This is a genomic window from Fibrobacter sp. UBA2449 (assembly GCF_002342555.1).
Classification (GTDB): Bacteria; Fibrobacterota; Fibrobacteria; order Fibrobacterales; family Fibrobacteraceae; genus Fibrobacter.
The window spans coordinates 222,649-246,891 of record NZ_DDQF01000010.1; the positions used below are offsets into that span (position 1 = coordinate 222,649).

Annotated in this window: 20 protein-coding genes and 1 tRNA gene; 14 read left to right on the forward strand and 7 right to left on the reverse strand. The window is 54.5% G+C overall.

What is annotated here, in order from left to right; translation table 11 throughout:
* The first annotated feature begins 236 nt into the window (after positions 1-236).
* Positions 237-524: a CopG family antitoxin gene (locus tag B4B27_RS06925; RefSeq protein ID WP_073113580.1), complete on the forward strand. Its 288-nt coding sequence runs from the start codon at positions 237-239 to the stop codon at positions 522-524.
* Positions 525-529: 5 nt separating this feature from the next.
* Here the strand turns inward: B4B27_RS06925 and B4B27_RS06930 are convergent, their stop codons facing one another.
* Positions 530-1,066, reverse strand: coding sequence for a hypothetical protein (locus tag B4B27_RS06930; RefSeq protein ID WP_290725016.1), 537 nt, complete (start codon positions 1,064-1,066; stop codon positions 530-532).
* A 169-nt stretch (positions 1,067-1,235) separates the two neighbouring features.
* Between B4B27_RS06930 and B4B27_RS06935 the strand changes: the two genes are divergently transcribed.
* The 4 genes from B4B27_RS06935 (at position 1,236) to B4B27_RS06950 (ending at position 6,592) form a co-directional block, all read left to right on the forward strand.
* Positions 1,236-1,559 (forward strand): type II toxin-antitoxin system RelE/ParE family toxin, encoded by a 324-nt coding sequence (locus tag B4B27_RS06935; protein ID WP_173381221.1) that lies wholly within the window; start codon positions 1,236-1,238, stop codon positions 1,557-1,559.
* Between the two features lie 8 nt (positions 1,560-1,567).
* Positions 1,568-2,572, forward strand: a complete 1,005-nt coding sequence (locus B4B27_RS06940) for an XRE family transcriptional regulator (RefSeq protein ID WP_290725018.1) — start codon at positions 1,568-1,570, stop codon at positions 2,570-2,572.
* 157 nt (positions 2,573-2,729) lie between these two features.
* On the forward strand, positions 2,730-4,490 hold the full coding sequence (gene pelA, locus B4B27_RS06945; protein WP_290725020.1) for a pectate lyase: 1,761 nt from the start codon (positions 2,730-2,732) through the stop codon (positions 4,488-4,490).
* 2 nt (positions 4,491-4,492) lie between these two features.
* On the forward strand, positions 4,493-6,592 hold the full coding sequence (locus B4B27_RS06950) for a pectinesterase family protein (protein WP_290725023.1): 2,100 nt from the start codon (positions 4,493-4,495) through the stop codon (positions 6,590-6,592).
* Positions 6,593-6,660: 68 nt separating this feature from the next.
* Here B4B27_RS06950 and B4B27_RS06955 read toward each other — a convergent pair whose 3' ends face one another.
* Entirely contained in the window at positions 6,661-7,539 is an 879-nt protein-coding gene (locus B4B27_RS06955; protein WP_290725025.1) for a prepilin peptidase, read from the reverse strand.
* A 137-nt stretch (positions 7,540-7,676) separates the two neighbouring features.
* Here B4B27_RS06955 and B4B27_RS06960 point away from each other — a divergent pair, with 137 nt between their 5' ends.
* From B4B27_RS06960 to B4B27_RS06975, 4 genes are all read left to right on the forward strand, one after another.
* The gene (locus B4B27_RS06960) at positions 7,677-12,986 is read left to right on the forward strand and encodes a hypothetical protein (protein WP_290725027.1); all 5,310 of its coding nucleotides are present in this window, start codon (positions 7,677-7,679) and stop codon (positions 12,984-12,986) included.
* Positions 12,986-13,429 (forward strand): DUF6941 family protein, encoded by a 444-nt coding sequence (locus B4B27_RS06965; RefSeq protein ID WP_173365022.1) that lies wholly within the window; start codon positions 12,986-12,988, stop codon positions 13,427-13,429. Before B4B27_RS06960 ends, B4B27_RS06965 begins: the two co-directional genes overlap by 1 nt.
* Positions 13,429-13,929, forward strand: coding sequence for a hypothetical protein (locus tag B4B27_RS06970; protein ID WP_290725030.1), 501 nt, complete (start codon positions 13,429-13,431; stop codon positions 13,927-13,929). Before B4B27_RS06965 ends, B4B27_RS06970 begins: the two co-directional genes overlap by 1 nt.
* 101 nt (positions 13,930-14,030) lie before the next feature.
* Positions 14,031-14,104: transfer RNA gene (locus B4B27_RS06975), tRNA-Val, on the forward strand.
* A 54-nt stretch (positions 14,105-14,158) separates the two neighbouring features.
* Here the strand turns inward: B4B27_RS06975 and B4B27_RS06980 are convergent.
* From B4B27_RS06980 to B4B27_RS07000, 5 genes are all read right to left on the reverse strand, one after another.
* Positions 14,159-14,473, reverse strand: a complete 315-nt coding sequence (locus B4B27_RS06980; RefSeq protein WP_173365020.1) for an HU family DNA-binding protein — start codon at positions 14,471-14,473, stop codon at positions 14,159-14,161.
* Between the two features lie 111 nt (positions 14,474-14,584).
* The gene (locus B4B27_RS06985; protein ID WP_290725034.1) at positions 14,585-15,712 is read right to left on the reverse strand and encodes an AI-2E family transporter; all 1,128 of its coding nucleotides are present in this window, start codon (positions 15,710-15,712) and stop codon (positions 14,585-14,587) included.
* 13 nt (positions 15,713-15,725) lie between these two features.
* Positions 15,726-16,466 carry a hypothetical protein gene (locus B4B27_RS06990; RefSeq protein WP_290725036.1) on the reverse strand — a complete coding sequence of 247 codons (741 nt, stop codon included), beginning with the start codon at positions 16,464-16,466 and terminating at the stop codon, positions 15,726-15,728.
* Positions 16,456-17,181 (reverse strand): hypothetical protein, encoded by a 726-nt coding sequence (locus tag B4B27_RS06995; RefSeq protein WP_290725038.1) that lies wholly within the window; start codon positions 17,179-17,181, stop codon positions 16,456-16,458. Before B4B27_RS06995 ends, B4B27_RS06990 begins: the two co-directional genes overlap by 11 nt.
* A 1-nt stretch (position 17,182) precedes the next feature.
* The gene (locus B4B27_RS07000) at positions 17,183-17,686 is read right to left on the reverse strand and encodes a hypothetical protein (protein ID WP_173365016.1); all 504 of its coding nucleotides are present in this window, start codon (positions 17,684-17,686) and stop codon (positions 17,183-17,185) included.
* Between the two features lie 33 nt (positions 17,687-17,719).
* Here B4B27_RS07000 and B4B27_RS07005 point away from each other — a divergent pair, with 33 nt between their 5' ends.
* From B4B27_RS07005 to B4B27_RS07025, 5 genes are all read left to right on the forward strand, one after another.
* Positions 17,720-18,544: a tetratricopeptide repeat protein gene (locus B4B27_RS07005; protein ID WP_290725040.1), complete on the forward strand. Its 825-nt coding sequence runs from the start codon at positions 17,720-17,722 to the stop codon at positions 18,542-18,544.
* Between the two features lie 57 nt (positions 18,545-18,601).
* The gene (locus tag B4B27_RS07010) at positions 18,602-20,341 is read left to right on the forward strand and encodes a hypothetical protein (protein ID WP_290725042.1); all 1,740 of its coding nucleotides are present in this window, start codon (positions 18,602-18,604) and stop codon (positions 20,339-20,341) included.
* Between the two features lies 1 nt (position 20,342).
* Complete coding sequence (locus B4B27_RS07015) at positions 20,343-21,431, forward strand: hypothetical protein (RefSeq protein ID WP_290725044.1); 1,089 nt, start codon at positions 20,343-20,345, stop codon at positions 21,429-21,431.
* A gap of 138 nt (positions 21,432-21,569) precedes the next feature.
* Positions 21,570-22,589: an Rpn family recombination-promoting nuclease/putative transposase gene (locus B4B27_RS07020; protein WP_290725046.1), complete on the forward strand. Its 1,020-nt coding sequence runs from the start codon at positions 21,570-21,572 to the stop codon at positions 22,587-22,589.
* A gap of 266 nt (positions 22,590-22,855) precedes the next feature.
* Positions 22,856-24,238, forward strand: coding sequence for a prepilin-type N-terminal cleavage/methylation domain-containing protein (locus B4B27_RS07025; RefSeq protein WP_290725048.1), 1,383 nt, complete (start codon positions 22,856-22,858; stop codon positions 24,236-24,238).
* Positions 24,239-24,243 lie beyond the last annotated feature (5 nt).

The window sequence follows — 24,243 nt, forward strand, 5'->3', positions numbered from 1 at the left end:
AGCTCTCGTGGTCAAGCAGAAGCATAACATCGATATGGAATCAGTAAGGCAAGAAATCCTTGCGGGCCGGTTTATCACTAGGATGGTTAATAACCAAACAGAACATAAGGGTCAAAGGATGTTTCTTGTTCTTGTTGATGGGTATGTTCATTGCGTTCCGTTTATTGAGGAAAACGATGGAACATATTTTCTCAAAACAGCTTTCAAAAGCCGTTTGTATCAGAGGAGGTTAGAAAATGGCGAACTCGAAATTTATAGATGAGCCGATTGATGACGAAGAACGCGCTTTGATGGAAGCGGTGGAAAATGACGAAACAGTTCCGCTTTCGCACGAGGAGGAAGAACGGATTCGGGCTGACATTATGTCTGCTTCGGCGAAGAACATCACTATTCGTATGCAGCTTGATGACCTGAATGGCATCAAGAAAATGGCAAAGGCTGCTGGCATGCCGTACCAGACGCTCATCAATTCCATCATCCACCGTTACGTGACGGGTGGTATCGTATTCAAGGTCGCGGTGTAGGTTAATCACCACTTGCTATCGATTTCTTTCAAAAATTTCTTGTCGTTTCCGTGAAAGCATGTTTCGTAAAAATCGGGTTCGTTTTTCTTTAGCCAGCGTACTTTTTCCTTCATTCCCTTTCGAATGTGCGAAATGTCAAGATGTGAATATTTCTCAATGGCGTGGGCGATATCTAGGATGTCGGGCCCGCAAAAACATGCGTCGTAATTGACATAGTCTATGAAACCAAATCGGTCTTCTTCAACCTTCAGTTTTTCTTTGTAAGAAATAAAGACGTAATCGTCCTTGAACAGATGGTTTAGCTTCGCCATTTTGTATTGGATATCGACAACGCCCGATGTCTTGAGGAAACCCGTCATATACCAAAGCGTGCGACTATGAATTTTTATGTAGTCTTCGGGCAGGTCCTCTGCTACGATTTTTGTCGGATAGCGTCCGTGTGAGTACAGGAATTTATTCTCGGTGTCCAGGATTTCCCGAAATCCTTTCCCGAATTTGCCATATGTGTAGATGAATGAATTGATGCGCGGCTTCCTTCCCATAATTTGCTCCTTTGTTTTTTTGCACTAGCAAGAATAAATCTATACTCGGCGTAATCCTGCTGTCAAGGGCTCGGACTTTCCTGTTTTTTTTTATAAAAAATAATGTACCTATTGCATTTATTAAAATTTTAATGTATATTGTAGGTGTGGTAAAATGATGAGGTGGTAGGTGCAAGTAGTATATGCAGACAAAGAATTAGCTCGCTGCGCGGGCGACAGGGCCTATGCTGTGCGAAAGTTGGGGCAACGACGGGCGGATGTTTATTCGGTAAGAATAGACGCCTTGCTTCGAGCTGTTGATTTGGATTCATTGAAATATGTGGCGGGGCGTTTTCATGAATTGGTTGGCGACCGTGCGGGGCAATGGGCGTGCGATTTAGATCATCCGTATCGGCTTATATTCAAGCCGGTTTTAAATAGTGACGGGAATATCGTCGGATTGATTGTGGAACAAACTGTTTCTATCTTAGAAATTGTAGATTATCATAAGTAGGAGCTCTTATGCAGGTTTTTAGATGTGACGAATTGGCTGTTGTGGTGCCTCCTGGGCGGCATCTTGCTGAAAAACTTGAAGAAATGGGCCTAGATGCGAATGACTTGGCTGCTCGCATGGGTTACACGCCCAAGGCGGTGAATGATATTTTGCAAGGCAATTGCCGCATTATGCCGGAAGTCGCAATTATGTTGGAGATGGTTACAGAAATCCCAGCTTCGTTTTGGCTGCGTAGCCAAATTGCTTATGATGAATACCTTTCACGCGAACGAGTCAAGGCTTCGCTTTCGGACCAGCCTCTCTGGAGAAAGTCTTTTCCCGAAGAACTTGGTGTGCGCGACTGGGTACGGCGCGGTAAAAACGAGGCGGACGACAAATCGGGCCTTTCGCTCCTCAAGTTCTTCGCGGTGGCGTCTCCGCAGGCGTGGGACAGTTACTACAAGGATGCCCGCCTGAAGGTCGCCTTCCGCATTTCGCTCGCCGATGTCAAGGACCCGTATGCCATGTCGGCATGGATTCGTCGGGGCGAAATCCTTTCGGACCAGGACCCGATGGAAAAGCTGGGGCAGCCCGCGGTCCGCAAGAACCTGAAGGCGGCGCTCCCCGAAATCATCGCATTTGCGGCGGCCAACAGGGTTCGCCCGAAGAGCAAGAAGCGCATTACCTACTGGACGCCCGAGGCGGAAGTGGTTGACGACTGCATGACTGGCCTGCAGGCGCTGTGCCGCAAAATCGGTATCCGCGTGCTGTTTGTGCAGAACTTCAAGAGTTCGCCGGTTCACGGGATGTACCGCTGGTACAAGGACGTTCCCCTAATCCAGCTGCACGACCGCTTCGAGAAACGCGCGACGATGTGGTTCACTTTCTTCCATGAGCTGGCGCACGTGCTTTACCACGGCAAGAAGGGTATCTGTTTGCAGAACATCGAGATCACGCACAACTATCCCGAAAAAGAGGACGAGGCGAACGCCTTCGCACAAAAATGCATGGTGGATGCGGGCTTTAAGGTATAGTGGCACGGCAACGCTTCCAAATGTGCTCCGTTTTGCCTATTTTGGGCGTTGTCCATGGACAACTTGTAAATAAAAACATCGTTCCCTGCCAGCTTTTTTGACATATATTATGTTAGATTAATGCTGTATGGCATAGTTTTCTTAACGTGAGGATGTTATGGAAAAACGCTGGTTTGGAATTCTTGTAACGCTCCCCCTGTTATCGGGAGGCTCTTTCGCTTTGGCGGCAGACTACGTCCCCCCCGCAACGGCGGTCTCGAAAATCAACAGCTACCGCGGCTATTCGGAACTGACCTCGGCCGCTTCCGGCATGGATATCGACCAGTACACCTACAACATGACCACGTGGCAAATCAGCAACGGCGGTTTTTACAAGGCGATGGCCGACAAGTACAAGAGTGCATACACCGGCGGGCAAAAGTCGGAATGGCGCTCCAAGGACGGCGGCGACCTCGGCACCATCGACAACAACGCGACTATCCAGGAAATGCGCCTGCTGGCGGTGCGCTACAAGGAAACAACGAACAGTAATTACAAGGCGACCTTCAAGTCGAGCTTCAACAAGGCATTGAACTTTATCCTCACCATGCAACGTTCCACGGGAGGCCTCCCGCAGGTTTGGCCCAAGCGCGGCAACTACAGCGACCACGTGACGCTCAACGACAACGCGATGGTGCGCGCGATGGTCACGATGATGGATATCGCGAACAGGACTTCGCCCTTCGACAGCGACATCATCGACGATGCGACCCGGAACAAGATGAAGTCCGCCCTCGACAAGGCTGTCGACTACCTGCTCAAGGCGCAGATTGTGAACAACGGAAACTTGACGGTATGGTGCGCCCAGCACGACACGGCAAACTATGCGCCGCGCCCCGCACGCGCCTACGAACTGGAATCCAAGTCGGGCAGCGAATCCGCCGGCGTGGTATGGTTCCTGATGAACTGGCCCGAACAAACCGAAGCCATCCAGAAGGCGGTCAAGGGCGCAATCGCCTGGTACAAGAAGACCCGCGTCGTGGGGCTCTACTTCAATAAGAAGGCGGGGACTTTCGAGCAGCGCGACGGAAACGTGCTGTGGTACCGCTTCTACGAGGTGAACAACGACAACTACTTCTTCTGCGACCGCGACGGCGCAAGCACCAAGACGCAGGACTTCACCAAGATTAGCGAGGAACGCCGCACGGGTTACCAGTGGGCAGGCGACTACGGTTCCGCCCTGCTGAGCGCAGAATCGGCATACCTCGCGGCACTCGAAAAGCTGCAGGGAACCTACGTGGAACCGCCCCCTCCGGCGGCCATGTGCGGGAACGATTCCTGCAAGGCGTTTATCGACGGCGTGAACTTTGTTGAAATCGACGGCGTGAAGGAATCGAGCAACACGGGATTCGTGGGCGAAGGCTACGCGAACGTAGCCAACGCGACGGGAAGTTTCGTGACCTACGGCGTGACGGCAAAAGCCGAGGGCAAGTACACGCTCTATATCAGCTTTGCGAACGGCGGGAGCGCAGAACGCGGGTTCAGCGTTACTGCAGACGACAGGACGCTCATCGAAAGCGGGAACATGGAATCGACCGGCGGCTGGACCACCTGGAAAACGCAATCCGTCGAGGTGGAACTGCCCGCGGGCTACAGCGAACTCAAGTTCACGAGCCTCTCGAAAGACGGCATGGCGAATATCGATTACATCGGCTGGATGAACGAGGACCTGCTCGTGGGCAAGGTCGATGTGGGCGATACCAGCACGACTCCGGGCGACACCACGGAGTTTATTGGGAAGCGCGACATGCGCCGCTCCGCAGTCGGGGCTCCCGCGGACCGTTACTTCGTGGACTTCGGCATTCGCGGCAAAAGCGCGGGCGTGTACCTTAGGCGCGGCAACGGCAAGGTGTTCCGAGTAAACGGCGTGGCGAGGTAATCATGAACAGGTTTGCAGTTTGCACATTCCTCGCTCTTGCGGTGAGCGCATCCGCGGTCGAGAAAAAGAAAATCGATTTCGTGGTCGGTGTCGATGGCGATTTCAAGGCGGCTGTTGCTGCTGCCAGCAAGTCGGGCGCATCTGCCAGCAACCGCTTCGTCATCTTCGTGCCCGATGGCGAATACGACATCACCAAGCTTACGGGCGACAGCCACGGGAAATCGACCGTGAGCGCCTCGTACCTCTCGATTATCGGGCAGAGCCTCGAAAAGACGATCATCGCGAACACGACCGACACCGAGGGCATAAGCCTCACGGCGACAATATACTTCCCGAAAAACAACGAGATGTACATGCAGGACATCACCCTGCAGAACAAGGGCACATACAACTCCGGCAACGCGGCGCGCCAGGTGGCCCTGCAGCAGAACGAGGGCGACAAGTTTATCTACAAGAACGTGCGCCTGCTGAGCGGTCAGGATACCTACTACACCAAGAAGGGCCGCACCTACTGGGAAGGCGGCGAAATCGACGGCACGGTGGACTTCATCTGCGGTGGCGGCGACGTATTCTTCGAAGGCACCAAGCTCGTGATGACACGAAACGGCGGCTACATCACTGCATCGCAAAATCCGGGTGACTGGGGCTACGTCTTCAACAACGCGACCATCACGGTAAGCAACAACAGTTTCAACGGCACTTTCTACCTGGGGCGTTCCTGGGGCCACGCAAAGACGGTCTTCTTGAACACGAAGATGATTGCGCAGCCCAAGGGCGAAGGCTGGGGCCCCGACATGAATTCCGCCCCGCAGGTTTTTGGCGAATACAACAGCAAGGACGGCAACGGCAACGCTGTGAACACGAGCCAGCGCAAGACGTATTTCAATGGCGGCAAGGACGCCTCGACCGCGACCACGCTCAAGACGGTGTGGAACGCAAGCGATGCCGCGAAGTACACGCTCCAAAACGTGCTCAAGGGTAGCGACAACTGGGACCCGACCAAGTTGACCGCGCAGGTGAACGCTCCGAAAATTGCGCAGGAAGGCGCCGAAATTACCTGGGCCGACGATAACAACGCACGCGCATGGGTTATTTTCGTGAACGGCAAGTACAAGGCAAACGTGATTACTCCGAGCTTCTCGCTCGAAGGCATCGCGGTGGGCTCGAAGATTACGGTGCGTGCGGCCAACAGCATGGGCGGCCTCGGCGCATACTCCAACGAAGTCATGACTATTGACGCGAACGCCACCTACTACAAGGTGACGCTTGGCGACGCCATCGGCGGCAAGGTCAGCACAAACCTCAGCGGCGACAAGGTCATGGAAGGCAAGACGGCGACATTCACCGCCACTCCCAACTCCGGCTGGAAATTCGCCGGCTGGAGCGGCAAGAGCGCCGCGGGTATCGACGCGAGCAAACCGCAGGCAAGCATTACCGCTGCAGGCGACATCGAACTTACGCCCTCGTTCATCGGCGATGGCTCGGGCAAGTTCCAGGCCGAAGAGGGCGTTATCGAGAATGCCGTCAACGAGAGTAGCAACGCGGGCTTCGCGGGTGCGGGCTACGTGAACTTCGGCACGGGAACATCGAGCGTGAAGGTGCCGGTTTATGCTGACGGGGCCGGCGAATACAAACTTACCCTGACATACGCGAACGGGAGCAATGCGGCCCGCAGCCTTTCCATCAAGGGCGATGCGAGCGAATCGCAGGAGGTCGAATTCGCGACGACCGGCAACTGGACCACCTACGTGACGAAGGACGTTTCCATCATGCTGCCGTTTGGCGCTAGCACCATCACATTCGCGACCGTGGGCGGAAACGACGGCCCGAACCTCGACCAGCTGGAACTGACCGCAGTGAACGTGACGAAGCCCGACACCTCCGACACGACGACAGCAATCGGTGGACTCGCTAGCGGCCTCGCGAACCCCCGCTTGGAATACTCGCCCGCAGCCCGCGTGCAAGTTTTCAGTGCGACCGGCAAGCTAGTGCGTGAAAGCGTCGGCCGCGCGGCAAGCATGGCTGGGCTGCCCCGCGGGATATACATCGTAAAGGTGCGCGACGGCTCGCGCAATATGCAAAAAACAATCCGAATTGAGTGATTTCCCTGAAAATGGGGATTAAATGGTCAAAGAAACTTCATTTAATCCCCAAAAATGTCAAAATCGACTTATTCCCCGAAAACGAGCGCTACATACAAGTTAAATAACTGCTCGCCCCAGAGGTACATGAAGGGTGCGGCCACCGCGAGGAACGGCCCGAAGGGAATCTGTCCCGAGGTTTCGGCGGCATCCTGGCCAGCGGCATTGCGACGAGTGGCAATCTTGCCGTAGGGGACCATCACGACGATGCCGAGGATCGCGGCCACGATTAGCGTCTCGACCGCGCCCGTCACGCCCATCAGTGCGCCGTAGCCCGCGAGGAGCTTTACGTCGCCGAAGCCCATGGCTTCCTTCTTCAGAAGTTTCGTCGCGCACCAACCCACCAGGTAGAGTCCGCTGCCCGCGACCACCGCCCCGACCAGGCTCTGGAGCGGAGCGACACCGCCGGGGATAATCGAAATCAAAAGGCCAGCGACAATCCCGCCCACCGAGATGGAATCGGGAATCAGTTTGTACTTGCAGTCGACCGCACATACCGGGTACGCCCCGAGCAAAAGCCAAAACATCGCAAATGCCGACGCCCACACCGCGGGTTCAGTGACCGGCGCCGTGAAAAAAGAGGCCGATACCGGCACACCGCCCACTACCGCGACGGCAGCAAACAGCGCAATCGCACCCAGCAAGCCGCACAGCGCCTCCCCAATCGGGTAGATGACGCTGATGGGCTGGTGGCAGCAGGCGCTCTTCCCGCGTAGCCATAGCCACCCCACGATAGGCAGGTTGTAGCGGATGGGGATGTGCTTCTTGCACAGCGGACAGTGGCTCGGCGGGTTGATGAGCGAAATCCCGCGGGGCATGCGGTAAACAATCACGTTGTAGAAGCTCCCGACGCACGCGCCGAAGGCAAAAAACACCAAAAGCCAGTACCAGAGGGGGATTTCTTCCATAAAAGCCTCAAAAACCTACATAGTAGAATATATAAACAAAGATAGGCGTTTGTTTTTTCGAATTAAAAAGATAAATTTAAAAATGCAGGACGCCCCCATAGGCGCCCCGTTATTTCGTGTCTAATGAGGAATCCGATATGCGATTGAGAAATTCTTGCCTGATTCTAGCCTTGGCGGCATGCCTTGTGGCCCTATTCGCCTGTTCAAGGGAATCTTCCATTGTGGAAAACGTCCGGCTCAGGAACAACCATTCCATCGTATTCGCCTTTGATCACCCCTTCGAGAATGCCGAAGCTTTCGCGGATTCTATTACGACGATGACCCTCCCGGCCGATTCCGTCGCGGACACGATTACGGTGACGGTCGGCGATTCCGTCTACTTTATGGGATTCCTGCCTCTCTACGCCGACAAGATTTACAGGTTCGAATGGATCTTTGGCGACAGCGTCGTCACGAGCGAGAACACCGTGGCGCAAAGCTGGGCCTACGATAGTGCCGGCGTCTATTTCCCCATTTTCCGCGCGATTGACGGTAACAACGCCATAGATACGGCGGGTATCCACAGGAGGCCGCTCTATGTCCGTGTCATCGATACGCCTCCCGTGCTCTACGTTCCGCGCGATACGGTGAAGGCGCGTCACAAGAAGGCCGCAAATTTCAATATCTGGGCGGCCGATTCCTTCGGCACCGTGGTCGAAGTCAAGGTCGATATCGATGGCCCGGGCAAGGATTCCGCCAAGGTCTGGGATACAAAGAAGGTCAAGGGGAGCGACAGCCTCGCCATCTCGATTCCCTACAAGAAGGATTACGTTGACTCGCTCGGGAACCAGACGGTCTATGTCATCGCGGTGGACGACGACGGCAACGAGACCCTCGATACGGTCTACCTGCATTTCAACCAGTTGCCCACGATTGAACTGTTGCAGCCGCTTGACGGCGGCCGCTTCAGCAGCAAGGAACGTTTCGCCTTCTACTACCGCGCCGAAGACCGGGACAACCCGGGCTCGCTCCGTTACTACATCCGCGTGGCGAAGAGCCCCGACGGACGCAACCCGCCCATCTTTACCGACCCCGAGGAATACCTTGTCGCACGCGATATCGCCGAGAAGAGCTTCGAGATTGTCGATACGACAGGCAAGAACCTGATTGGCCTCTCCGGTATCCTCTACTGGGATGTCTGGGTGACCGACGGCTACGATACGGTTGTCGCGAAGCATGTCGACGATGGCGGGAAGTTGAGACCGTGGAAGTTCTTCCTCGGGAACCTCGACAATACGAACGGAAACTTCAACGGCTATGCGAAATACCAGAGCTGGCACCATCATTCGGGAATCCGCATCGCCATGGAAGATACGCTCGGGAACTTCTTCTACGGTACCACGAAGGAGAGCGGCTACTACAGCATGAACGTCCCCCCGGGATCTTATGACGTCTACGCCATCGATACCACGAACTACAGGTTCGACCGCGCAAGCCTCAAGGACAGGATTGTCATCGCCGACGATACCACCGAACTCCCGACGCTTACGCTCAAGGATACGGCGGCGCCCGTCATCGTCTTCAATAAGAAACTGGATACTATCCGCGTGCGCGACTACCAGTTCGCGTTCAGGCTCTACGACTTCGGTTCGCAGGTCGATTCCGCGAAAGCCTGGCTTGACGGGGTGGAAACCGAGGCGTCTTACTTTACGGTGAACAGCTGGACGAAGAATGTCGAAAACCTTGCGGACGGGGAACATTCCCTCGCTCTCGTGGTCAAGGATAGCGCGGGGCTAGTCTCGGATACGACCAAGCTGAACTTTATGGTCCGCGCTTCGAATATAACGCTTACGGTGGATGACAAGGCGACTTCGATGATCAACCTCCTCCATTCGTTCACGTTCAAGGCGAAGGTCGAAAGCGCCCTCCCGATGCCGGATAGCGTCACGTGGGAATCGAATGTCGAAAACGCGTCGGTATTCCGTACTGAGATTGACGACAGCGTGGCGACCTTGGTCCTTGACAAGACGATGCTGCCGGGTGACATCCGTATAGGGGCCTTCTACGAAATGGTGGCAAGGACGGATGACGGAGTCGTTACGAACAAGGTGCGCTTCGGCTTCTTCAATGACGGCCCTGTCGTCTATTTCGAATCCCCGACGAACGATACAAACGTTTCCGTGAACGATGTCATCTCCTATAAGCTTTTTGCGGATGGCAACAACAGCGATTCCGGAGACAAGTTCTTTACGCTCAGCTGGATTTGCGCCGGCGGCACTCCGTGCCCGACGGACGACCGTCTGGAAGGCGATATTTCGTGGTCGGCTCCCGGAACCAAGAAACTTATCGTGAAAATCGAGAATTCCGCACTCGTACAGCGCGCGGATACGCTGCTTGTGAACGTAATCCCCGATCCGCCTACAATCCAGGTGACGTCGGAATCCATGGACAATCGCCACAAGATCAATTCGTCTGTGGAACTCAGGGTGAACGCAAGCGACAGGTTCGGGACCATCGCGAAGATCGAATGGGGCTGCTCCAACGGAACCATAGTCGCCTTCGACTACGACACCACTTTTGCGACCCCGCAGCAGTCGCTCTCGAATCTTCCCATTTCCGTCCAGATGCCGGGAATCGCGTCCGAAAACTACAAGTGCATTGTCAGGGCGACCGACGACGACGGCGAAACGGCCAACGATACGGCATACTTCAGGGTGCTGCTGGATCTCCCGTACGTCTCGCTCAACATCACGAACCAGACGCTCACCATCAAGGACCAGGTGCAGCTTGGATTCGTTGCGATGGATACCCTCGGTGAAATTGTGGGCTACGAATTGGCCTGCGACAGTGTCCGCGCGAACCTGAAAAACGGCTGGACGAGTTTTGCAAAGAATACGACCCCGACCGTCACGATGCCGCCCGAGGCGTGCAACTGGTACTGCGCCATCCGCGTCACCGACGACGACAATAACCAGGCGAGCGATACGGCGGTATTCAATGTGCTGCAGGACCCGCCGACAGTCCAGGTGCTGGGCAATTACACCGTCACCATCAAGGATACTCTCGGGCTCGACGCCATGGCGAGCGACCTTTATGGGCGAATCGTGCTCTACGAATGGGGATGCGGTTCTGCCGATGCGCAGAATATCGGGTTCACCTACTCCAGCGCGACTTCCCCGCAGTATTCGGCCTCCATGCCTGCTACGGCCCAGAATGGCTACAAGTGCATTATCCGCGTTACCGACGACGACGGCAATACCTCGCGCGATACGACCCTGATCGATATCATCCTTGCGCCTCCGACCGTTGTTGTCGCAAACGAGTCGGCTGTCGTCCGCGAGGGCTACAACATCGTGCTGGGCGCCACGGCCTACGACTACCCCGACTTCCCGGGCTTCATCGAGAAGCGGGAATGGAGTTGCGGGACGCCTTCCGAAATCGCGAATAACTGGAAGACTGTTTCTCAGTACGATACGGTCTGGAAGGCTCCCGCCGCGACGGCGACCTTCTACTGTGTTGCGCGCGCCACGGACAACGATGGAAACATGGCGATGGATACGATGAGGATACAGTATTCTACCGAGCTTCCCGTCATTTCCGTGAAGGACGAGGAAATCTACGTGACGGCGGGCGACCTCTTCGAACTCAATGCCACGGTCAACAACGTTTGGCAGGGCATCAGCTGGTTCACCTGGGAATGCTTCGACCAGAAAAAGGATACTTCGCTCGAAGCGAACGTCACGCGGTATGATTACTACAAGAACGGGTCCAGTTTCTACGATTTCCGGCCCGGCGAATACACGGTGGACGGCAGGGACCTGTACTGCGTCGTCAGTGCCGAGGAATCGAGTACCAAGGCGGTGTTTAGCGATACGACCTTTGTCCGTATCATCAAGCAGTCGCCCGTGGGCGTGATTACCGCGGCCGATACGGTGTACCTCTGGAGCGGCGACGAATCCTTCGATAGCGGTGAATCCTACTACTTCTACGATACTTCGTGGGGCGGCAAGAAATCGACACTCGGTACGATCGGCGACGAGAACCATCAGGACTTCTGGTGGAGCTTCAGCAATGTCGATGGCAACTACTACCAGGGCAACCATGACGGTTCTCTCGATACCAATATCGCCGAATTCAACTCCGCGTTCATCCGCAGTTCCAGGGACAATTCGCTCACCATCTGCCTCGACTACCGCGATAGCACGTCGGCGCATCCGAACCAGGCGTTCTTCTCCAGACACCGTGCCGAAGAAGTCTGCCGCAAGGTCTACTTCCGCAAGGCATGGCGGAATCTCGCCACGAGCGATACGGTTCTCGAGACGAGCAAGATGACGACTCCGCCGGTTATTGCCGTGGCGGGCGCAAAACCTGTCGTGGCCTACCTCTCCGGCGCGAAGGCGGTCACGACGAAGTATCTCGACGGAAGCACCTGGAAATCCATCAGTACGGCCGGAATTTCGGCTGCAGATTCCATCGTTTCCCTCAAGCTCAAGTCTGGCGGGAGCGACCTCTATCTCGCGGTCCTCACGAGCGCAGGTAACCTCTCCGTCTACAGGTCTGCGAACGGAACTTCGACCTGGGCCTCCGTGGGCGATGCCATCGAAGAGGCCTCCATCATGGCGCTCGATTGCCATCCCACTTCCGGGTACCCGCTCGTAAGCTACCTCAAGACAACTACGAATGCAACGATGTACAGCCGCTGGGACGGCTCTGCATGGGTCACGGCCGACGTAAGCGTCCCCACATACCGGACGTTCACGACTTCGAATTGCCGCACGGAACACCGCAGGACCGTCTGCGATACGACATACACGAACCATCCGCTGAAGATGCGCGAACAGCAGGCCGCCTATATGCAGAACGGCATGCTCGCGTTCGTCTTTGTCGATACGACGTCGGCTTACCAGGCCTACTACACCTTGTACGGCAGTGATTACGCCTTGAAGAAGAATTCCGAGAAGATCGAACAGAACATGAACGGAATCAACCTCGTGGCCGATGGGAACACGCTCTATCTGGGATTCCTGAACCGCAATACCGAATCGTACGGACCTTACGTGTACAAGGGAAGCGCAAACACATCCTCCATCACATGGAACAAGTCGGGAGTGTTCGGACAATCCATCCACGAAGGCATCTTGGCATACCATATCAAGCTTGCCGCCTACGACAATAAGCTTTACGCGATTATCGACGACAAGGGCAAACCCTCGCTCGCGCAGAGCCACGTGTTCTACCTCGACGGAAGCACGTGGAAGCTCATGGGCGAAAACGAGTTGCCCTACTTCAAGACTGTATTCTACAACAGCAAGCACTACTATCTCCGCGGCTCGGTTCCCGATATCGCAGTTGCAAGCGACGGAAAGGTCTTCATTTCCATGCTGGCCTGGGAAAATGCGGGCGGTAGAGGTGTCAACTTCGGCCCCATCGTCATGAAGTATGTGGCCGATTCATGGACGGTTCATTGATGAATATCGAAATAGCAGCAATCTGCGATGCCGCCACCGCGAACGGAATCGGCGGCAGGCTCAATATCCTCGGGGCGTTCGACAGGGCGTTCCCTCCGCAGTTCCCCTTTGTCATTCCGCAGTGTGCGGCGGCTTTCCGCATCCGCTACCAGCGTTCCGAGGCGGGAATCCACAACCTGAAGCTTTCCATCGAGGACGTGTGCGGGCACCCGATAGTGCCCGTCATGGAATCGAAGATTCCATTCGAGCCCGTCGCCGACGGTCTCGACACGGCCGCGATAAACCTTGTCCTCAACATGCAGCGCCTTCAGATTGCGCGCCCCGACAAGTATATCGTGCGCCTCCTTATCGATGACGAAGAAATTTCCTATCTCCCGCTCTACATTCTCGAAGACCCGAGGGCGCGCAGGGCGGCAGAATCCGGCGGCGAAATCAAGAACTGATGCGGCGTATCCTTTCCATCTTCCCGGCTCTTGCGCTAGGGCTTTATGCCTGTAGCGGTATCAACGACAGCTGGGAAGTCAAGGGCGGCGGCTACATTAAGTACAAAATAAATGGCGAGAAAAGCAGGACTGTCGAGCTTGCTCCCGATGACGTGGAAATCCCCTTCATCCATAATAGCCATCACTATCTGTTTCTAAGGACGCAGATCGAAGAGAGCGCTGACGGTGACCAGTTTTCCATCATGGTCAATTCGCCGGTTCTCGGGGATAACCACCCCGTACAGGGGCAGTATTCCTGGTTCGTTGCCGAAAATTCCGAAAAGGGAAGCATCGACGCGGGGCGCAGCACGCTTCATTTTGACCAGAAGGACGATTCCACCTGGACCGCCGACCTCGACCTCTATGCGGTAGATTGCCGCGGCGGCCATTGCGAGGATTCGCTCCCTGCATTGCACATTACGGGGCGGTTGCGTTACTGGATTCCCAAGGAAGATCGCTGACTCCTCGAAAAAACACGAATTTCGGCAATATGTCGCGAGAATTGTGCGCCTTTATCCCTTGACAAACTCAATGCAAGTTTCTACTATTGGGCTACCTTAATGGTCGATTAGCTCAGTTGGTTAGAGCGCTACCTTGACATGGTAGAGGTCACAGATTCGAGTTCTGTATCGACCACTAAATAAAAAAAGACCCCGCTGATGCGGGGTCTTTTTCGTACACAAAGAAGAATTACTTCTTGCCCTTCTTGGCAGCAGCCTTCTTGGCAGCGACAGAAGCCTTGAGGGCGGCGCCGGCCTTGAAGCCAACAGTCTTGGAAGCCTTGATCTTGATCTTTTCACCGGTGAGCGGGTTGCGGCCGTCACGGGCTGCGCGTTCCTTCACAGCGAAGGTGCCGAAGCCGATGAGCTGGACGTTGCCGTCCTTCTTGACACCAGCGGCGATACCGTCGAGAACGGCGTCAACAGCGCGGGCAGCAGCAGCCTTGGATTCAATGCCAGCTTCCTTGTTGGCGAGGATGGCGTCGATGAGTTCTTGTTTGTTCATTTTATAACTCCTTGAGTTGTTGAGATTAATTGTATGGTGATATTATACCTTTTTTTTTCTCATGTGGAAAACTTTTTTTGAAAAAAGTGTCTTTTTCTGAGCCCTTTAAAATCAAGCCTCGGGCGGTGGTTCGACTTCGCTCGCGTTGGCCGTTTCCGATATCTCGTGGAACTTTTTCAGGTACACGAGGCAGATGCATGTGAAGGGAATCGCGACAAGTAAGCCTAAGAAGCCCAACAACTTACCCCATATGGAGAGGGAGAGGAGGATGCCCACGGGAGGCAGGTCCATCGACTTCCCGACGATGTGCGGGACGAGGAAAAAGTCTTCGATAACCTGGATGACGAGATAGATGGATGCGATGATGATGGCCACTTCCCAGAAGGGAAGCCCCGTGTTGAGGGCGTGGACGACCGCCAGTAGCAGTGCGAGCGGGATGGTGGTGAGCTGCATGTAGGGAATCATGTTGAGCGCTCCGGAGAAAAGTCCGAAGGCGACTCCCATGGGCAGTCCCATGATGCCGAACGCGATGGCGTAGAGAATCCCGACCAGCAGTGCCACTAGGGCCTGGGCGCGGAAATAGTTGCCCATGAATTTGTCTGTTTCACTTGCGAACAAACTAGCCTGCTTGCGGAAACGTTTCGGGAATGTCAGCAAAAGGCCGTTGCGCAGCTTGTGCATGTCGAGCATGATGAACACGAGATACATGAAGATGATGGCGGCGCTCGAGAACCACACGACCACGGAACCCGTATAGGAAAGCACGCCCCATGCGCCGGGCAGGACCTTCGATGCGATGCTCTGGACTTCGCTCCAGAAATCCATGTGTTGCATGGCCGCTGCTAGTTTGTCCCAAGAAATCATGGAACGCACGGTCTCCCACAAGTTGGCGGGGAGCACGTCGTTCAGGCGTGAAGACCATTCGGAGTCCGTAAACATCCTTGCAATCAATGTCCCGAGCGTCTGGACTTCGCGCACGATTTGCGGAATGAAAACCCTCCCGACTCCGAAAAGAATCAGGGCGAAGGCGAGCAGCACGATGATGACCGCAATGACGCGCTTCTTGACCAGTTTCTGTAGTTTGTTTACAATCGGGTCGACGATGTAGGCGATGAGGAATGCCGCAATGAACGGGAAGAGCACTCCGCGCAAGTAATAGACAAGGCCCAATGCGACGATTACACCGAGACTGCAGAGCACGAACCGCATGACGCGATCCAGATTCCAATACCTAGTCATGTTTTCTCCTGTGTTACGACTGTTTTCCCTTGGCTTTCTTAATATATATAATAAAGGCAACAAGGAGTAGGGCGAGGAGTGCTGCGCCTGCAAGCATTCCCTTTTCGAAATCGCGGTTCACGCCCCAGAGTCGAATCCTGGAGACGCTTAGTTCGTCTGGAATACCGCGCATCACTCCGCTGCCGCAGACGACTTCGAGGTAGGCGCTCCTGTGCAGGTGCGAAAGTCCGTCGTCTTCTTCGAGGCCCATCGCCGAAAGCCACCAGGGAGCGGTGCGGAATGCGGAAGTCGGGACCTTGACGGATGCCGGCGCGCGTCCGGCCTGCACGTCCTGTGTCAGGACGCGCAGGGATTCGCGGCCAGACCGCGAATAGACCGGATCCTCGGTCAGGACGCGCAGCGAAACCGAACGCATCCTCCGCGTCGAAAATGTCACTTCGAGGGAATCGAATTTCGAAAGGTCGAACAGTCCCGTGGGCCTGTTGTCGATGGATTTCAGGTTGAACTCAAGACCCACTGCCGGGAATGCGACGCCCGAACGCACGTTCACCTCGACATCGAGTTGCGAATCCGACACTGAAAGCGTGGCCGTCGAGGAGCCTCCCTGCGCCTTGTCCGTAAGTTCGTAGAATTCGAAGTGGCTCTGCGGGAATACCGTCAGTTCGGAATCCCTGCAATGCAGGAAAGCGAAAGTCCATGCCGCGAATGCCATGGCGAACACAGCAAAGACGATTGCCTTCGTCCTAGTTCTCATCTGCCTTGGACCCGTGGCGCCGTCCGACGGCGATGATGACGATGACGAGGAAGGCGAACAGTACGATGCCGAAATAGAAATTGCTCACCCCGCTTGCGGAAATGCCGTAGAGGACAACCGAGAATTCCGCGCCGCGAGCCTGTTCCCAGCCGGGCGCGATTTCCACGCGGGCGACGGATTCCTGGTGCCGTTTGTTGAATTTCGGGTCGACGCCCGCATTGCCGTACCAGAAATCCGGAGTGTAGAGTTCTTCCATCGGGAGGGCAATCTTCTGGCGGCCCGCCCTTACGGGAACTTCCTTCAGCAGGAGCTTGAAGGTCTCTGACTTGCCGATATCCGTCACGTCGGGATCGAACGTCCACACCTTCAGCAGCAGCTGCGTCGTTCCCGTCGCTTCCAGGTCGAGGAATATGGTGTCGACGAAAGTCCAGTTGCGGTAGTCCTTGTTGCCTTCTGGATCGAAGTTCCAGAGCAGGCCGCACCAGGCGGGGGCAGCCGTATCCGCCCCGAGAGTGCAGGTGAACTTTGCGGTAGAATCCTTGATGGAAAGCGCAACTTCGGAGGATCCGCCGTCGGACTTGTCGTCGTATTTGTCGAAAGTGGTACCTTCGGGTGCCGGGAAGACAACTTCGGAAAAGTTCCTGTCCGGAAGGAGGAAGTAGATGGCGAGAATTGCGATTGCCACAACCGCCAGGACGGCGTATGTCTTTTTCATTTTATTCGAAAATTTTCTTCAGGTGGAGGTTGTACGGTATTTCGTCCAAGGGGTCGACCTCGGGCATTTTCTCTCCAAACCACTTGTTTATGAGCGCGTCGAGCGCGCGGATAAAGAAGAAATGATGCTTCCCGTTTCCGCCGGGTTTCTGGAAGGGAGCATCGAGCGTGCGCTTCAGGATGGTAAGCATCTGCGAAGGCGGCAGGTGGAACATCTTGCAGCAGGTCGTCACCTTGCCGGGAATCCCGTAGTCGGGGATGTTCCCGTCCACGAGCGGTTCGCCGTGGTCGATGCAGCAGGCGCCCGTCATGTCGGGGTCGGGCACGTTCTTCGCCTTGAGCGCGTTGTACCACATTTCGCGAGAACGGTCGGGCATGTCCCCGCGCAGGGCCATCGTCTGGTCGCACGGAAAAAACGTCGAGAAGCACTTGGGGCAGATGCGAAGGTCGAGATGGCCGATTTTCGACTGCACCACTTCGGATTTGCAAAAAGGACATGAACTCATATAGCGCAATATAACAATTTGTATATTTGCGATATGGCTAAAGTTGTACAGATTACCGCTGAAAATTTTGAAACCGAGGTCATGCAGGCCTCCGAAACCCGCGCCGTGGCGGTGCTTTTCTCCTCTGCCGAATACCCCGACTGCGCCCCCTACTCCCAGCTGATGGGGCAGCTGTCGACCAGCATGGACTTCACCCTCGGGGTGGTCAGCTGCGATGACCGCGAGAACATGCAGCTCATCCAGATGTTCCGTGTGCGCTCGGTGCCCGAAGTCCACGTGGTCGACAAGGGCCAGATTGCCGACGTCATTGCGGGGGTTCTCCCCGAAGCCGACCTCAAGAAACGACTCGAGAAGTTCTTCGTCTCGGACGAGGCCCGGTTCCAGACGGCGCTCGAAGATGCTATCGCCCAGAAGAATTTCGACCAGGCGCTCCCGATGCTCGACGAGGCGCTCGCGAAAACCCCGAACGACAAGAAGCTGCAGCTCCTGTGGGCGAAGGCGAGCCTCGGGCTCGGCGATACCGAGAAGGCGAAGGAAGTGCTCCAGAAGTTTAACGAGGCCGACGACCAGTACCGCGAGGCGAAATCCCTGCTGGAACTCCTCGACTTCCACGCCGAAGCCGCGAAGAAGGATGTCCAGGGCAAGGAAGCCATCGTGTATCACGAGGCCTGCAAGCTTGCCTGCGCCGAAGATTTCGAAAGCGCGCTCCAGGCGTTCCTTAACTTGTTTGTAGAATCGCCCGAATGGAACGACGGTGCCGCAAAGAAGGCGATGCTTACCTTGTTCGGAGTTCTCGGCCCCAAGCACGAACTCACGTGGAAATACCGCGCCAAGCTCAATACGATGATGTTTATCTAGCGATCGTCGGTTGCGGCCCTTGATTTTTTTTGTATTTTGGGATTGGGAGAAGAAAAGATGAAAGGGTTCAGGTTTGCATTGTTTTCGGCTGCCGTGCTTTGCCTCACGGCATTTGCGGCAGCGTTCTCGGGCATGTCTTGCCCGGGCGGTACGTTCCGTGGGTGTGAGGAACGGCAAGATTCCATTTCCGCGTCCCGCGTGCCCGATTCGCTCCGCGCCACCCTGCAGCAGAAGCTCGATAGCGATACCGGCCTCGTATTCTGGGGCGTGCAGAAATACAGCGACGCCATCGCAGTCGAAAAATATAGGAATGGCTTTATTGACGCCTGGTTCCACGATACAATTTCGACGGAATGGAAAAACGCCTTCCTGTCGTGGTACAACGAACAGAGAGATGCGGCGCACCATAAGCTGGAATCCGCTCCCGAAGACCTGAAACAGGCCTTCATCAATGCGAGAGGCAACGTCATCTATGCCTTGGTCCAGTCGACCTATACCATCAAAAAAATCTACGACCGCAAGACCCGAACCTGGATAGATCCACGCGAGGGGGCGGAGACGGTTGTCCGGTACAGCCTTGTCCACCAGGGTCCCGTTGTCGAGACGGACCCTCCAGGGCTATTTGCCGAAATTTCTCTGGAAAATGTCCATCCGAAGTTAGAAAGGATTTTTTTCGAAGACGGACATTCGAGAATTATTGACGAAAACCAGTTCAGGTCGATAGATTCCATTGCGAAGCTGCCGGGTTATTACTTGCCGAACCGGTTCTTGCTCGAAATGACCAAGGATATGTCCCCGGTTTACAAGCGGAAGATTCTCGATGCGCTAGGCGCGGGCGACCGCGATGCTGTCCGGGAAAACATGGAAAAGCTGGACGAATTCCTGAAATACGCCGACGGCAAGTTCTTCTATTCGTGGCCCAGCCCGTTGACCTGCAGCACCAAGCAACTGATGGAAGGCTACCTGCACACCTTCGAAGACGGGCTCGACTGCAAGGAAAATGGCAGCATGGACGAATCGGAACGGATTATCTTCGTGCTGCTGCAGGACTCCCTCAAAGCGATGAAGAACTCGGGCGAACTGGAAAAGGAACTGACGAAGCATAGCGCAAGCGACCGTGCGTTCTGGCGCGTACTCGTCGCAACGCTCGAGACAAGGGACAGGGAAAAACGGAACGAAATCGTGCTGGCAAACGTCGACAGCATCAAGAAAATCGAGCAGCGCGACTTTGTTGTCAACAGTTTCTACAAGGGCATGGGCGTCGGCTGGAACATACAGATGGGCATGGGCCTCGGGTTCACCTTCGGACTCGGCGATACGCGCGACTTTTTCCCGAGCGAAGGCTCGTTTGACATTACCCTCGAATTTTTCCCGGGCGCCTTTGGCGGCGGCTACAACGGCCGGTTCCTTTCTTCAAAAAACTTCGACGAAAACAAGTTCCAGAGCGTATTCCTGCTGGATTTTTATATGGGCTACCGCACGTTCTCCACACCGTATGTGGAAAACCGCATCTATGCGGGCCCGACGCTCCTGTTCAGCGACCTCATGGAAAAGGGTGACCAGGAACCCCTTGAATCCCATTTCGGGGTCGGTTTCCATTTCGGGACGGCGTTCGACTTCTACTTCACGAAATACCAGGAGAAGGGCCAGCTGCGCCTTGGACTCCGGCTGTTCGCGAGTATCAGCAACTATTACACCGATGTCGTGAAAGGGAGCGATGGCGGGACGCTTACGCTCACGCTCACGCCCCTGTTGCAGTATTACGAATTAAGGGAGAAGAAATATGGGGAAAGGTAGAATGATGTTCAGGCATGTTCTTGTGACGGTCGGTGTGCTTGTCGCCTGTGCGACGGCCCAGAGCGAATGGGGCTGGGGAAGCGGACTTTCTACGCCCAAGGCCGACGAAAAGGAGGCCCGGGAGCAGGTGGAAATACCCTACTTCGACCAGGAAATCGGCACGCGGCTTCTTGCCGGGCAGTTTTCCCTTATCGCGAACGTCGACTACGTGCGCAATAGCCTGGTGCGTTCCCTGAATGTCTACAACACGCCGTTTGGCCGCCTTGCGTATTTCGGCTATGCCAACCAGGATTTTTACGACAGCGTCTATGTCTACCTCGATAGCGAAGCCTGGGAAGCTGACCTGAAAAAACTATCGCCCGGCGATGCCGCCTTTGTCCGCACTATCGTCTATTACTGCTTTACCGGAATACAGACCCCGCGCTACGTGCAGATTCAGCTCGGCAAAATCGAGAATGAACAACAGCGTGAATTCCTGGAAGAGTTTTTCCGCGTCAAGAGCGAGCATGAGGTCTTGCACGCAAACCACTGGGAGATGTTCATCGGGATTGCCGGTAATTTCTTTAGCAATGGCGCCAATGACAAGCTCCGCCCCGGTCCCGCGTTCGATCTCGGATTCGGGTATTGCGCATTCGGGAAATACTGCGCCGAATTCCGCATCGGGAGCATCGTCGTCGTGAACCCCTACAAGGAAGATATCGTGCAGTCGGGAGTCACCTACTACAAGGAGGAAATTTCCTACACCGCCGTCGAGGCGCTGTTCCGTGCGAAAGTCATCTATTCGTATTCCTACGACCTTTCCGTGTTCGGCGGCCTCAGGCTCCATGCCATCGAGTTCGACACCGAGGAAGGGAAATACTACAAGGAGCAGGGACTCAAGGATATGAAAAACGGGTATTCGTATGGGTTCACTACGGGAATCTCCGGGGCCAAGTATTTCGGCAGGGACGGGGGGGCGATACCGAACGTGTTTGGGCTTGGCGCCCGCATCGGGGTGGCAAACTTCGGCGACAATATCCTCGACATCGACGGCTACAACTGGTACGGCGGAATCGACCTCATCGTGCGATTCGGGACGCACTGGAGATAGACGGTCGAATTTTGTAAACAAAATTTTCTTGTCTTTTTCGGAACATTTTCCGGTTTCAATCGTTCTTGTATATAGATAGGGGATAATCTCCTGTTCGCGATACGGGCGCGTACCCGTGTAAAACGGAAAAAGTTTTTTATGCGAACAAGACAGAATGAAACAAGAAAGATCGCTAGACGCAAGCATGATCCGTTCTTCCGCTATGTCTATGCGGTTCCGGGAAATGCTCGAACCCTCCTGCAGCTCGCGCAACACGGAAATCCTGATTTATGCAACATGCTATCTGCCGTGGATTTGTCGAGCATGGAACTTATACCCGGCAGCTTCAGCAATGTTCGTGAGTGGGGTGAGGCGGACCTTGCTTTCAAGGCGCGGACCAAGGGCGGTCCGGAAGTCTTTGTGGGAATATTGCTTGAACATAAATCCTATCGCAAAGGCGACGTACTCTCGCAAATCTATCGATATGTATTCGAGGTTATGGTAAACAAGGGGGCGACAGACTTTAGCTGGCTTCCTACCAAGGTCATTATAATATACAACGGTCAGGGCGCTTGGGACCCGGTTGCAGATTTTCGGGCAAAGTATGGAAACCAACTAGGTGGAAAGGAACTGCCGTTTGATTGCGTGCTCGTGAATCTGGCCAATATTCCCGACAGCCATTGTTTTGCAGAAAAGAATGTTGAGGCCGCCATTGGGACAATTGTGATGAAATACGCTTTTGACGGGGAAAAACTAAAAAAATTAGGTGACAAGCTGGTCTCGCTACTCTATAAGATGGAAGTAGGGGCGAGGGCTACCCTTACTGAAAAAATAGAGTTATATTTAGGAGAGTTCCTTGATGAAGACATTGTGCAGGAGTTGAAAATGCGAATGAGTATCGGACAAGCCCTGGGAATAGTGACTGCTGGAGATCGTCGTCGAGCTGCAGAACGTGCAGGGCGTCGAGCAGGCATGAAAAAGGGGATGGAGAAGGGGATGGAGAAAGGGATGGAGAAAGGGATGGAGAAAGGGATGGAGAAAGGGATGGAGAAAGGAATGGAGAAAGGAATGGAGATGGAACGGTCCAGAAATGAAGCTGTCAATGCCAAGAGGGTGGAGTTCCTTCGTTCCCGCAAAGTGCCGGAGGCGCTGATTTCGGCCATGCTCGCCATCAAGTGAAGAACGGCTTTAACGCTCGTAAAATGCTGGCTGTTCTTCATAAAATGTAAAATTATTGTTGCGAATCGGGACTTTTGAGGATTCCAAATATGCTTAAAATGCCTCAAAAAGGCAAAATGTGCGCAAAAACGCAGAAAAACGCCTGTTTTTAAATATTTTGAAACATTTCGCAGAAAAAAAGCTATTTTAAACTAGACGGGACCCGGGTGGGCCCCGCTTCGTGGTGTATGCCACGGTGTTTTGCGTATGGACGGAATGTGATCGGTATGGGAAAATTTGTTGTAGACAAGCGCTCGGCATGCGATACCCGCAAGCGGGGGTTCACCCTCATGGAACTCATGGTGTATATCGCCATCGTGGGTATCGTGGTTATTGTTGCCGGTCAAGCATTTAGCAACTCCACCAAGATGCGCGTCCGCACGCAGAGCATGCTCAAGGCGTCCGAAGTCGCCGAGAACGTGGCCGCACTGTTCAAGCAAGACGTTGCACAGACCGGCGCGAAGAGCTCGTTGGAGACGCATGCCACGGACGGTAGCAATGACACTTTTAGTGGCGTGAAAAAAGCAGTTTATATGGATCCCGACAACGATACGGAAGCCAACAGGGATTCCTCCTCGTTCCAGTTTGTCCCTGCAAGTCCGGCATCAAATGAAAACCTGGAACAGTTCAAGATGCGCCGTGTGCGTTACAGCGATGCAGGCGCTTACGAGGCTGTAGAAGAAATCACATGGTTCCTGGAAGGTAACGTGCTGAAGCGCCGTTGCGTAGTTGTCGATGACGGCGATGCTGGCACGGATTGCGCCCCCAAAGGAGCCTCCGGTACGGATTTGGAGCAGTTCACGGTCGAGATGGCGACGGACGTAGACTCCTTCAAGGTTCTGCCGGCGATACCTGATGGAAATGAAGGCTCCCTTCAGATGTTCCCTTCCGCTTCGGGTAGCGGAGCTATTAGGTTGGTGTCGCGTACAGGAATTGGAGGCCTGCTTCCCGTTGTTCCTGGCGATGGGGGAACTTCAGTGCAGTTGACAGGATTTGCTTCAAATTATGATGAAAATAGCGACGAACCACCGGCAGTGAAAAGTATGAATGAGGTTTATGTGTTTGAAAATTCAGATGTCGTGGGTACATGGAAAAGCCTTTGTGAAAGTGCTTCAAACCATTTTAGTTTCGAACCGGGACAAGAATACGAGCTCTCTTTTGGAGTGGGAATCCCGACCACGGATACGGAGAAAGCGAAGATGTTTGTGCCTGGCAAAGACCATATGGCTGTTGGGTTCAGAAATTCTGACGGAGAAAAATTTGCTCAAATTCCAGATTTCATGTTCTACCCACCCTCTATATCAGAAGCGAATGGTGTGAGACGATCGATGCGTTTCTCCGTACCTAGTTCTGTGACAAATGCTTGCTTGGCATTTACGTTCTCTTTCTACAGTCCCTTGGCATCGACCGGAACACTTATGATAAGTGACTTGCGCTTGAAAAAGATTGCTAGTTCTACGTACAGTTTTAATTCGGCAACAACGAGTGTTGCTCTTGCCGACAAAAAAAATGTGAAGGCTTTTCAGCTGCGACTCAAGGTGAAACGTAATGGTGAATCTGGCGAGGTTTCGCTTCTTGTTCCCACCCCGAGCAACGGTCCCACCGACTAGGAGAG

What these genes read in the sequence shown, in the direction of transcription:
- B4B27_RS06925 (WP_073113580.1), top strand. Translation starts at nt 237, where the DNA reads ATGGCGAACTCGAAATTTATAGATGAGCCGATTGATGACGAAGAACGC.
- B4B27_RS06930 (WP_290725016.1), bottom strand. Translation starts at nt 1,066, where the DNA reads ATGGGAAGGAAGCCGCGCATCAATTCATTCATCTACACATATGGCAAA.
- B4B27_RS06940 (WP_290725018.1), top strand. Translation starts at nt 1,568, where the DNA reads ATGCAGGTTTTTAGATGTGACGAATTGGCTGTTGTGGTGCCTCCTGGG.
- pelA (WP_290725020.1), top strand. Translation starts at nt 2,730, where the DNA reads ATGGAAAAACGCTGGTTTGGAATTCTTGTAACGCTCCCCCTGTTATCG.
- B4B27_RS06950 (WP_290725023.1), top strand. Translation starts at nt 4,493, where the DNA reads ATGAACAGGTTTGCAGTTTGCACATTCCTCGCTCTTGCGGTGAGCGCA.
- B4B27_RS06955 (WP_290725025.1), bottom strand. Translation starts at nt 7,539, where the DNA reads ATGGAAGAAATCCCCCTCTGGTACTGGCTTTTGGTGTTTTTTGCCTTC.
- B4B27_RS06960 (WP_290725027.1), top strand. Translation starts at nt 7,677, where the DNA reads ATGCGATTGAGAAATTCTTGCCTGATTCTAGCCTTGGCGGCATGCCTT.
- B4B27_RS06965 (WP_173365022.1), top strand. Translation starts at nt 12,986, where the DNA reads ATGAATATCGAAATAGCAGCAATCTGCGATGCCGCCACCGCGAACGGA.
- B4B27_RS06970 (WP_290725030.1), top strand. Translation starts at nt 13,429, where the DNA reads ATGCGGCGTATCCTTTCCATCTTCCCGGCTCTTGCGCTAGGGCTTTAT.
- B4B27_RS06980 (WP_173365020.1), bottom strand. Translation starts at nt 14,473, where the DNA reads ATGAACAAACAAGAACTCATCGACGCCATCCTCGCCAACAAGGAAGCT.
- B4B27_RS06985 (WP_290725034.1), bottom strand. Translation starts at nt 15,712, where the DNA reads ATGACTAGGTATTGGAATCTGGATCGCGTCATGCGGTTCGTGCTCTGC.
- B4B27_RS06990 (WP_290725036.1), bottom strand. Translation starts at nt 16,466, where the DNA reads ATGAGAACTAGGACGAAGGCAATCGTCTTTGCTGTGTTCGCCATGGCA.
- B4B27_RS06995 (WP_290725038.1), bottom strand. Translation starts at nt 17,181, where the DNA reads ATGAAAAAGACATACGCCGTCCTGGCGGTTGTGGCAATCGCAATTCTC.
- B4B27_RS07000 (WP_173365016.1), bottom strand. Translation starts at nt 17,686, where the DNA reads ATGAGTTCATGTCCTTTTTGCAAATCCGAAGTGGTGCAGTCGAAAATC.
- B4B27_RS07005 (WP_290725040.1), top strand. Translation starts at nt 17,720, where the DNA reads ATGGCTAAAGTTGTACAGATTACCGCTGAAAATTTTGAAACCGAGGTC.
- B4B27_RS07010 (WP_290725042.1), top strand. Translation starts at nt 18,602, where the DNA reads ATGAAAGGGTTCAGGTTTGCATTGTTTTCGGCTGCCGTGCTTTGCCTC.
- B4B27_RS07015 (WP_290725044.1), top strand. Translation starts at nt 20,343, where the DNA reads ATGATGTTCAGGCATGTTCTTGTGACGGTCGGTGTGCTTGTCGCCTGT.
- B4B27_RS07020 (WP_290725046.1), top strand. Translation starts at nt 21,570, where the DNA reads ATGCGAACAAGACAGAATGAAACAAGAAAGATCGCTAGACGCAAGCAT.
- B4B27_RS07025 (WP_290725048.1), top strand. Translation starts at nt 22,856, where the DNA reads ATGGGAAAATTTGTTGTAGACAAGCGCTCGGCATGCGATACCCGCAAG.